Origin of the sequence: Synechococcus sp. R6-5 (genome assembly GCF_047461775.1) — a bacterium.
Classification (GTDB): Bacteria; Cyanobacteriota; Cyanobacteriia; order Thermostichales; family Thermostichaceae; genus Thermostichus.
In genome coordinates this window covers 1-3,826 of sequence record NZ_JANSHV010000266.1, presented here as the reverse complement: position 1 = coordinate 3,826, position 3,826 = coordinate 1, and the positions used below count along the sequence as shown (strand labels likewise).

The following is a 3,826-nucleotide window of genomic DNA, read 5'->3' as shown; positions in this document are numbered from 1 at the left end:
TGTAGAGGCCGGTTTGCAGTTGATGGCGAAAGAGCTTGGCCAAATCTACGGGCGAGATCAACCCTTGCCGCTGCAGGCAACGCCCCAGAGGCTCCTCCAAGCCCCTAGCGACCAACTGGCTGACCACCTGCTCGTCCACCAAGCCAAAGCGCGTCAGCAGGCTTTCCAAACGATGCTTTTCTTCAGGGGCGAGGGCGGCGACCACCCGACCTTGGTAAAACCAAATCCGCTGAATGCCATTGGGTGCCCAGATGGATAATTGCCCTGCTTTCTTACCCTTTTCCATTAAATGCAACAGGTCGCATAAGGAAAATTCCTGAAGATCTCCAAGCATCGCCATACTTTTGCTCCCTTCACCGCTGCAAGATGCGCTTTCTCAGTATTTTCACGGTTTTTGCTTTGCTAAGCAAGAAACCAGAAGATGCGCTTACAGCTTGGTTTCGGCCTAGTCTTACAACCAAATCCTCAAAAGTTAAAGCGGATTAATCTTTTTAATCAAATGTATAATCAAATGTACGAAGTTGCCGAATTTTTGGCTTGGATGCAGCGGAAATTGTGTCAGAAGCTCGGTAAAACCTCGGAAGACTTAACGATCGATACTTAGTCATTCGTAGTTTTTAACACTTTTTTAGCTGCGGCTACTCGAAGATCTACGGGGTACAAAAGTTCGCCTCAAGAGGAGTGAATTGAGGATTACACTGAGGGAACTCAAGGCCATGAGACCCCCAGCGATTGCCGGGCTAAGCCCAATGCCAAAGGGGGGTAGGAGCACGCCTGCTGCCACCGGGATCCCTACCAGGTTGTAGCCGACAGCCCAGAGGAGGTTCTGCTGGATCTTGCGGAAGGTGGCGCGGCTGAGGCGGATAGCTTCCACCACATCCCAGAGGCGGTTGCGCATGAGGATGATATCGGCGGTTTCTAAGGCCGCATCAGTGGCTGAGTGCAGGGCGATGCCCACATCGGCTTGGGCCAAAGCCGGAGCGTCGTTAATGCCATCTCCCACCATGGCAACTCTCTGGCCTTGGGTCTGCAGGTCGCGGATGACTTGAGCTTTGTCTGCCGGGTGAACCTCGGCGATAACGCGGATCCCGGGCACTTGCAGAGCTTCGGCTACCTGCTTGGCCACCTCAGCCCGATCGCCAGTAAGCAGCATCACCTGCAAGCCCATCTTTTGCAGTTGTCGCAGTGTTGCCTGCGCATCAGGCCGCAAGGGATCCTGGGCTGCCAGCAGCCCCACCAGGGATCCCTCTAGAGCCACGCCCACCACCGTTTTGCCGGCTGCCAGTAGCGCCTCGGCCTGGGCCTGGGTCTCCTGGGACAGCGGGATCCCCAAAGCAGCCAGCCCATCCAGGGATCCCAACACCACTGCCTGCCCTTCCACTTGGGCGGCGACTCCTATCCCCGGTTGGGTTTGAAACTCGCCGGCGGAGAGCAACGGCAAACCCTGGGTGCGGGCGGCTTGCAAAATGGCTTGCGCCAGCGGATGGCGAGTGCCGCTTTCCACTGTGGCCGCCAGTTGGAGCAGGCGATTGGAATCTAGGGAGGGGTCAAGGCTGAGACAGTCCGTCAGGCGGGGATCCCCTTGGGTGAGGGTGCCGGTTTTGTCGAAGACCACCGTTTGCAAGCGATGGGCTTTCTCCAGAACATCTCCCCCTCGGATGAGCAAGCCCCGCTCGGCTCCCAAGCCAGTACCCACCAGGATGGCCATCGGCGTAGCCAATCCCAAAGCACAGGGGCAGGCCACCACCAAAACGGCAATGGCCATCTTGAGGCTGCTGAGCAGGGGTGTGGGGTGAGGGGGATGGTCACCCAGATGCAGATGGGCGTGCAGGCTGAACCCCGCCAGGACGAAGTGCTCCGCACCGTCGCTCCCCCAAAGCGGGATCCCAATCCAGTACCAGAACCCAAAGGTGAGAATGGCCAGCGTGACCACCCCATAGGTGAAGTAGCCCGCCACCTGGTCGGCTATCCGTTGGATGGGGGCCTTGCGAGCTTGGGCCTCTTCCACCAGGCGGATGATCTGGGCCAAGGTGGTGTCTTTCCCGGTGCGCGTCGCTCGGCACAGCAACAACCCCGATTGGTTCAGCGTCCCCGCCACCACGGGATCCCCCACTTGTTTCAGCACCGGCAAGGGTTCCCCCGTCAACATCCCCTCGTTGACCGTGGCCTGGCCGGCAATGACCTCTCCATCCACCGGGATCTGTTCGCCAGCCCGCACCTGCAGCCAATCCCCCACTCGCACCTGTTCGATAGGACACCATTCTCCGGTTTGGGATCCCAGATCCAGGTTCCCCTCTGGGCTGGAAGCCAGAGATCCCGCCTTCTCTGCAGGCTGAACCCGCCGAGCCAAACTGGGACACAAGCTCACCAGCGATTGCAGGCTGCTGGCCGCCCGCAGGCGGCTGTGCTGTTCCAAGGCCCGTCCCAACAGGATGAAGCTGAGCATCATGACGGGCTCGTCGAAAAAGCACTCCCAGCCCACCTGAGGGGCCAACAACCCCGCCAGACTGGCCAGGTAGGCCGATCCGGATCCCAAGGTAACCAAGGTGTTCATGTTGGGGGCCAGCCGCCGCGCCCCTCTCCAACCATCCAGGACAATGCCGCGAGCTGGGCCGACAAAAGTCAAGGTCGCCAAGCCCCAGTGCAGCCAGACATCATTAAGGAGGGGCAAGCCCAGACGGGCGAAGAGATCCAAGTGTCCGGCGGCAGAAATCAGCAGCAAAAAAGCGGCGGTGAGCGCTTGGCGAATGTGGTGTCGGGTCTGCTGTCGCTGCCGAGAGAGGGGATCCGCAGGCACATCCAAGGCTTCTTCCCACCCACCGGGAGGGGAAGAGGGATCTTGAGAGTGCTCCGCACCGCTGACGGGAACCGAACTCCCGCCGGAGAGGGCCTCACCCTCTGAACTGTAGCGGCTGGGGAACCCTGCCTCTGTCAAAATCTGGGCCAGGTGCTGCGGGTCGGGCCGGATCCCAGGGGCAAACTCCACAAGGGCCGACTCGGTAACCAGGTTAACGCTGGCCTTAACCACCCCCGGCTGTCTCAGCAGGGCCTGCTCAACGGTGCGGACGCAGCCGGCACAACTCATGCCCCCCACCTGGAGAATCAGGGATCCCTCCTGAGAAGGCGCTGTGGGCCCATTCTGGTCAGCCGGATCCCTTGGCCTGTCTGCCTTATGGGCCTTATGGGTCAGAGTGCTCCGCACTGCTGACGCGAATGCATCTGGGATGGCCATCTTTGTTCTCCCGTGGTTGACAGACTCCTGGCCCTACTGGCTGCAGTAGGACAGAGCTCTAAATCTCATTTTTTGCCAAACTCAATCGTAGGACTGGGATCCCGGCAACAAAGTGCTCCCCACCGCTAACGCAAACGGCAAGGGAACAGAAAGCAACAACTAGGCAGCGCGGGCAGGCGGGGACATAAAGCTGGGGGGAATGGACTCGGGAACATACCTTTGCAAAATATCCTCGATGGTCTGCATCGCTTCCGCATCCAGCGACCAGCCCCAAAGGCCGGATATTGCCTCCAGATGATAGGGCTTGCGTGCCCCCCACAGCGCCACACTCACCCCCGGTTGATCCAGCAGCCAGCGCACCGCCAACTGGGCCAAGGTCTTGCCATAGCGATCCTGAGCAAACCGGCTCAATGCCTCTGCCGCTTTTAGGTACTGGGAGTAGCGCGGTTCAACAAACTTGGGATCGATCCCGGCGCGCATGTCCCCTGGGGGGAAGGTGGTTTGCGGCGTCATCCGTCCGCTCAGCAGACCTCGGCAGAGGGGACTGTACACCAAAGTGTGAATGCCGTGCTGATACATTTACGCTGAACACTG

3 protein-coding genes are annotated in these 3,826 nt (G+C 59.6%); all 3 read right to left on the bottom strand.

Going from position 1 to position 3,826, the window contains the following annotated elements; genetic code table 11:
• On the bottom strand, positions 1–340 hold a 340-nt coding region (locus tag NW818_RS12505), incomplete at its 3' end, for a DUF4388 domain-containing protein (protein WP_414424733.1).
• Between the two features lie 288 nt (positions 341–628).
• Positions 629–3,232: a heavy metal translocating P-type ATPase gene (locus NW818_RS12500; RefSeq protein ID WP_414424732.1), complete on the bottom strand. Its 2,604-nt coding sequence runs from the start codon at positions 3,230–3,232 to the stop codon at positions 629–631.
• Between the two features lie 159 nt (positions 3,233–3,391).
• Positions 3,392–3,811, bottom strand: a complete 420-nt coding sequence (locus NW818_RS12495; protein WP_414331959.1) for an aldo/keto reductase — start codon at positions 3,809–3,811, stop codon at positions 3,392–3,394.
• Positions 3,812–3,826 lie beyond the last annotated feature (15 nt).